5 protein-coding genes, 1 tRNA gene and 1 pseudogene are annotated in these 5,942 nt (G+C 52.1%); 1 reads left to right on the top strand and 6 read right to left on the bottom strand.

Annotation, left to right across the window (positions count from 1 at the left end; all coding sequences use genetic code 11):
- A pseudogene (locus H6B10_RS18060) lies at positions 1 to 179 on the top strand (aspartate--ammonia ligase); the annotation flags it as partial.
- A 200-nt stretch (positions 180 to 379) separates the two neighbouring features.
- Here the strand turns inward: H6B10_RS18060 and H6B10_RS12015 are convergent.
- The 6 genes from H6B10_RS12015 to ftsE all read right to left on the bottom strand — a co-directional run bounded on the left by H6B10_RS12015 (position 380) and on the right by ftsE (position 5,689).
- Positions 380 to 455, bottom strand: a tRNA-Thr gene (locus H6B10_RS12015).
- A 14-nt stretch (positions 456 to 469) separates the two neighbouring features.
- On the bottom strand, positions 470 to 1,354 hold the full coding sequence (rsmA, locus tag H6B10_RS12010) for a 16S rRNA (adenine(1518)-N(6)/adenine(1519)-N(6))-dimethyltransferase RsmA (protein ID WP_204651824.1): 885 nt from the start codon (positions 1,352 to 1,354) through the stop codon (positions 470 to 472).
- Between the two features lie 23 nt (positions 1,355 to 1,377).
- Positions 1,378 to 2,592, bottom strand: a complete 1,215-nt coding sequence (locus H6B10_RS12005) for a S41 family peptidase (RefSeq protein WP_204651823.1) — start codon at positions 2,590 to 2,592, stop codon at positions 1,378 to 1,380.
- 168 nt (positions 2,593 to 2,760) lie between these two features.
- Positions 2,761 to 3,975 (bottom strand): murein hydrolase activator EnvC family protein, encoded by a 1,215-nt coding sequence (locus H6B10_RS12000; protein ID WP_204651822.1) that lies wholly within the window; start codon positions 3,973 to 3,975, stop codon positions 2,761 to 2,763.
- A gap of 21 nt (positions 3,976 to 3,996) precedes the next feature.
- Positions 3,997 to 4,902, bottom strand: a complete 906-nt coding sequence (gene ftsX, locus H6B10_RS11995; protein WP_204651821.1) for a permease-like cell division protein FtsX — start codon at positions 4,900 to 4,902, stop codon at positions 3,997 to 3,999.
- A gap of 25 nt (positions 4,903 to 4,927) precedes the next feature.
- Positions 4,928 to 5,689, bottom strand: a complete 762-nt coding sequence (ftsE, locus tag H6B10_RS11990; protein ID WP_204651820.1) for a cell division ATP-binding protein FtsE — start codon at positions 5,687 to 5,689, stop codon at positions 4,928 to 4,930.
- Positions 5,690 to 5,942 lie beyond the last annotated feature (253 nt).

The raw sequence follows: 5,942 nt of genomic DNA, 5'->3' as shown, positions 1-5,942 counted from the left end.
TCCCCTTCCACAAAATGCTGCTGGATGGCTCGTTGCCCTTGACCATGGGTGGCGGTATCGGCCAGAGCCGCCTTTGCATGCTGCTGCTTGGCAAGGTACATGTAGGCGAGGTCCAGGTCAGCCTGTGGGATGAAGAGACTGTAAACAGCTGCCGTAACGCCGGTGTAGAACTGCTGTAAAGCCAGCACAACTACCAATGCATTGAACCATGACAAAAGGCCCGACATCCGTTACGCACGGAGTCGGGCCTTTTTCCTTTATTCAGGTGTACAGGCATGGGTACTATCCCACAGTCGGATAACCCAATACAAATTCCAGATACAATTATAAAACCAAGCGCCGCAGCGGTCATTAAGACTACGCTGCGGCGCTTTTATTTTGGAGCTAGTAACAGGAATCGAACCTGCAACCTGCTGATTACAAATCAGCTGCACTGCCAATTGTGCTATACTAGCGGGACTAGATTAGTTTAGCACATTGGGGCAGGGTTGTCAATGCCATAGAGGGCACTTTGCAGTGCACAATATTGCTGCAGGGTCAGCTGTTCCGGGCGGGAACGCTGGTCAAGGCCTGCCTTTTCCAAGGCGTCCAGCACCTGCGCTTTGGGAAGATGCAGACCATTGGCGATGGCGTTGGCAGCTGTTTTACGGCGCTGAGAAAAAGCCGCGCGAATCAATGCAAAAAAAGCCGTTTCCTGCTCTGCCGCTAAGGTCACGGGAGGCTGTTGACGCACATCCAGGCGAATTACCGCACTGGTCACATTGGGCGCCGGATAAAAACTGCCCGGCTGCACACTGAACAGCAATTTAGGCTGCGCATAATAAGCCACAGCATAGCTGATGGCCCCGGCTTCCCGCGTACCGGGCGCCGCGCATAAGCGCTGTGCAGCCTCCTTTTGTACCATGACGGTTATGTTCTGAATCGGCAGTTTTTCTTCCAGCAGACGCATCAAAATGGGGCTGGTGATGTAATACGGCAGATTGGCACAGACGGCCACCGGTTTGTCGCCGAATTCTTCTGCCAGAAGGCTCTTCAAATCCACCTTCAGCACATCATTCAGGACTAATTTGAAGTTATCATAGCCTGCCATGGTTTCTTCCAAAAGGGGCGGCAACCGTTTGTCCACCTCAATGGAAACCACTTTATCCGCCCGCTTGCAAAGCTGCTCTGTCAATACCCCGATGCCGGGGCCGATCTCCAGAACGCCCCAGCCCGGTCCGATTCCGGCAGCTTCCGCAATGCGGGGGCAAATGCCCGGATTGATGATAAAGTTTTGTCCGAATCCTTTGGAAAGAGCAAAGTCATGCCGCGCACACAGGTCGCGGATCGTGGAAAGATCGGTCAGATTGGGCACAATATCCATCCTTTTCGTACTGATCAGTTCTGGCCCGACAAAGACATGGCCGCGTTGACAGCCTTGCTGATCTGGGGGTCTGTTTCGATCGTGAAGTCATAGTAAGCGCTCTGCTCATCCGCAGACAGAGATGCGTCCACATCCGGCGTCAGACCAACGTCATTCCAGGTCTGCCCCTCATTGTCCAGAAGAATGCCAACGGTAATGAATGCCGCGGAACCATCCGAGAAGCTCTGGGCTTCGCTCATCACAACGCCCTTACCCATGGTAGTAGTACCAACCAGTGTGGCACCGCCCATTTTGCGCAGCGCATTAGCAAACAGTTCTGCTCCCGCTGCCGTGTTGCCGTTGACCAGGCAAACCACCGGCAGGGTAATTTCGGTTTCATCTGACATACGCAGATCGGTCACATTGCCGTCCTTGTCCTCCTGCTGGGCAATCAGGCCGGAGGGCAGGCAATAGTCCGCCGAAACAAGGGCCGCGTTCAGGTTTTCGCCGGTGTTATCACGCAGGTCGAACACAAGGCAGATTGCCCCCTGCTCTTTCAGGCTGTCCACCGCCGTCTTGAACTCGTTGGCTGTGCTTGTGCCAAAGGCATCGATGCGGATATATCCACAGGTGCCGGCGGTCATTTGATAAGACACCGTCGGCGTGTTGTAGTTGGTGTGTACCAGATCCAGCGTCTGCTCCTGGCGATCCGGTGTCAGGTAGGTGATGGTAGTGGTGGTGCCTTCTTCCCCCAGCAGCGCAGAGGTGATGGTCGCTGTATCGGTCATCGTCTTGGTAGAAACATTGTTGATGGCCGTGATAAATCCGCGCACTTCCAGTCCGTTCTCACTTGCGGGAGAATTATCATACACACGAATGATACGGGCATATCCGGACGACGGATCATTCACAACCGCCACACCAATCCCCGTCAGTTTACCGGATTCCACCGCCTGCATTTCACTGTAGGCTTTGGCCGTGTAATACTTGGCGTATTTATCATTGATGCCCAGCATATAACCGGCAGCAATCGTGTCATTGAGGGTATCTTCATTGATGGTAAAGTACTCATTGGCGCGTACAAAGCGGTCAATTTCTGAAAGTTTGTTATACTGCCGTTCCTTATTCTTGACACTGGACACGGTAGAATTGAACATATTCATGGAAATGACCATGGTAAGCGAAAAGGTGACCGCCATTGCAATCAAGGCAATGGTTGCGGCAACGCCCAGACTGATTTTTTTACTCATGGATCAGACGGCTCCTTACTGTTTGTTGACCGCATCAGGCGGCGTAAGACAAAGAGAAAATAACGGTGCTGAACAGGCTGACAACCATCATGGCTGCAAAAACCAGGCAGAAAATGCGCACAGCCGTTTTATGCCTTTGAGGTTTCATGGTAGGTCCCTCCCCCGCAATCAATGCGGAATCCAGTTGGCGGCGTTGGTCAAGACGCCATTGATCTTCATTTCCAAATGCAGGTGGTTACCGGTGGAATAGCCGGTAGATCCCACATAGCCGATCACCTGGCCCTTGGTGACCGTTTGACCGGCGCTGACGATGGGCGTACTGATCATGTGGGCATACAAGGTAGAGTAGGTGTTGCCTTCATCATCTTTGCCGTGATAGATCTGCACATAGTTACCCCAGCTGTAATGATAGGTGGCATCGGTAACAATGCCATCGGCCACAGCATAAATTTCCGTACCGCCGGGCGCGGCAAAGTCAGTGCCGCGGTGTCCACCGGTACCGAACACACAGGAAATATACTTATAGGAAGCCAGTGCCGGACCAAAGTTCAGCGAGCAAGTCAGTGCAGCATCACTGTACTTATCAACCTGGGAGTTCAGGTAAGCGTCCAACTGTGCTGCGGCGGCATCGAGGTTCTTACGGGCTTCTTCTTCCTCTGCGGCCAGTACTTCCTCGGCAGCTTCTGCCTCGGAAATAGTGGCATCCTGCTGCTGAATACTGCTCTGCAATTCGGCCTTTTTACCGTCCAGCTCTGCATTCTGGCCTTCCAGTTCGGCCTGCTTGGCCTCCAGTTCCGCTTTTGCGTTTTCCAGCTCGGTGCGCTGGGCTTCCAGTTCCTGCCGTTCCGCTTCGATCTCCTGGCAGATTTCCTCATCTTTGCTGGAGATCTGTTCCAGCGTTTCCGTATACGTCAAAAGTTGGTACAGGTTGGTGGCACTGGAGAGCAGCGCAATGGACCCGCCGTCGTTCAGCATCTGCATAGCGCCCAGGCGGTCCTTGAAGCCTTCCCAGCGTTCATTATATTCGGCCTGCTTCACATCCACCTCAGCCTGCTTCTGCTCAATTTCCAGCTCTTTGGTGTTGATTTCTTCCTCAACCTGGGCAATGGATTGCTGCAGAAGGCCGATCTGGGTAGTGATCAGCTGGGTCTGTTGTTCATATTGCTGTTTCAGTTCTTCGGCATTTTCTTTGTTTTCCTGATTCTGCTTGATTTTTTCCTGCACAGCTTCCAGCTGCTGCTGGGCGGCTTCTTTTTGTGCCTGCAGTTCTGATTTTTTATCGTCTGCCAATGTCATGGTGTTGGTGGAAACCGTCAACGTTACGACCATTGCCACCGCCAACGTCATGGACACGGCTCTTTTCACGATGGGAGAAAGTTTCATGGTAGTTCCTGTCCTATTGTTTCACACATTCAGATGTTTGCGGATACTGGTGGCCGTGCCGATACCGCACAGCACAAAGCCCAACAGGGCAAAGCCGCCGACGATGTAATACCAGACATCCGTCAACGGTACCAGCTGACCGCCGAACATCTGAGAAAGGTTGCTGGGATTTTCTGCATACCAACGGCACAGTCCATAGTAGGAACCGCAGACCACCCCGGAGGCAATGGCTGCCGCGATCAATCCGGAGGTGACGCCCTCCACAAAGAACGGGAAACGGATGAAGCCATTGGTAGCACCCACCAGTTTCATAATACCGATCTCTTTACGGCGGTTGAACACCGTAATCTTGATGGTATTGTTGATTACCACAATGCTGACAATGGCCAGCACAGCCACCACGGCGTAGCAGGCATAGCTGATAGCCGTTTGCAGCGACACAAAGATATTAGACAGTTCCAAAGGAGCATTAACCTGGTATACACCGTCGATCTGCTCCAGCTGCTGTTTTACAGTGGGTATGTTATCAGGGCTGTCTACTACCACGCGATAGTTGGGATAAAACGGATTGTCATCTGCAAAGGCCTCTTCCAGATTGATGTAATCTGCCAAAGCCTCATTATAAATAGAAAGAACCTCCTGGGGCGAAACATAAGTCACCCCTACCACGTGTTCGGTGCTGCGAATGGTGGCATCGGCTGCGGCAATCTGTTCCTCGGTGGCATCCAGGTTCATATAAACAACGGTTTCGTTCTGGTCGCCGATGTACTCGATCATGGCGTCAATATTGACACCCAGCAGGTATGCGGCACCAATGAGCAGCATACAGACTGTCAGTACGCCCATGGAAGCAAAAGTCATCAGCCGGTTGGCGCGCAGGTTGTGCAACCCCTGACCGACCAGATATGTAAAGCTGGAAAAACGCATGATGTTCCCCTCTTTTGTCTATCAGTTATTCGTCATCGTATTCATCATACGCATCCCGTTCCCGGGCCGCCATTTTGGCTGCATAGCGGCGCGCGACTTCCGGATGGGCAGTGTCCGAAGCCACCATACCATCCGCCAGCGTAATCACTCGGTTGTTGTACTTGGCCGCCAGCTTTTGGACCAACTCATGTTCGTGGGTGACCACCACCACTGTAATGTTGACCTTGTTAATGGCCTCGAACAGCTGCATAATGTCCATCGACATTTCCGGGTCAATGTTACCCGTGGGCTCGTCTGCAATGATGATTTTGGGACCATGGGCCAGCGCACGGGCTACCGCCACACGCTGCTGCTCACCACCGGAGAGCTCATCCGGCAAACGGTCCATCTTGTCTTCCAGACCCACCAGAGAAAGCGCAAAGGGCACGCGGGCCTTGATTTTCTTAGTGGAAATATTGGTCACACGCATGGCAAATGCCACGTTTTCATAGACCGTCATGGTAGGAATCAGGCGGAAGTCCTGGAAAACAACGCCCATCTGACGGCGCAGATACGGTACCTTACGCCGCTTGAGCTTGGTGAGGTCCTGCCCATTGATGAAAACACGTCCTTCGGTCGGTTTTTCTTCCATCTGAATCAATTTGAGGAAGGTAGACTTGCCCGCGCCGGAATGGCCCAAAATAAAGACAAATTCCCCTTCTTCAATATGAATATTGATATCTTCGAGCGCCACGTTTTCATCGTTATGCGTCTCATAGGTTTTGGAAACATGCTCAAATTCAATCATTTGATAAACTCCTGTTGACTTGCTACGTCCAGTAATGGTTACAGTCATACATTTATAAGAATACCATGCTGGGCACTTTCGGTCAAGGGGGACCGCCCCGGACAAAAACGTGAAAATTGTGCGAAGCTCCGCTCAGCCCCGCCCTATAAGAAAAAACAACCGCGACCGGAAAATTCTTACATAACCGGTCGCGATATTTTTGTTTTTTGTTGTCAACCCAGGTTGCGCAGTCCCTTGGGATAGTGATTTTTGA

The organism is Gemmiger formicilis, from assembly GCF_016901605.1.
GTDB classification, from domain to species: domain Bacteria; phylum Bacillota; class Clostridia; order Oscillospirales; family Ruminococcaceae; genus Gemmiger; species Gemmiger formicilis_B.
The sequence above is the reverse complement of the archived record's forward strand: the minus strand, read 5'-3'. Positions and strand labels throughout refer to the sequence as shown.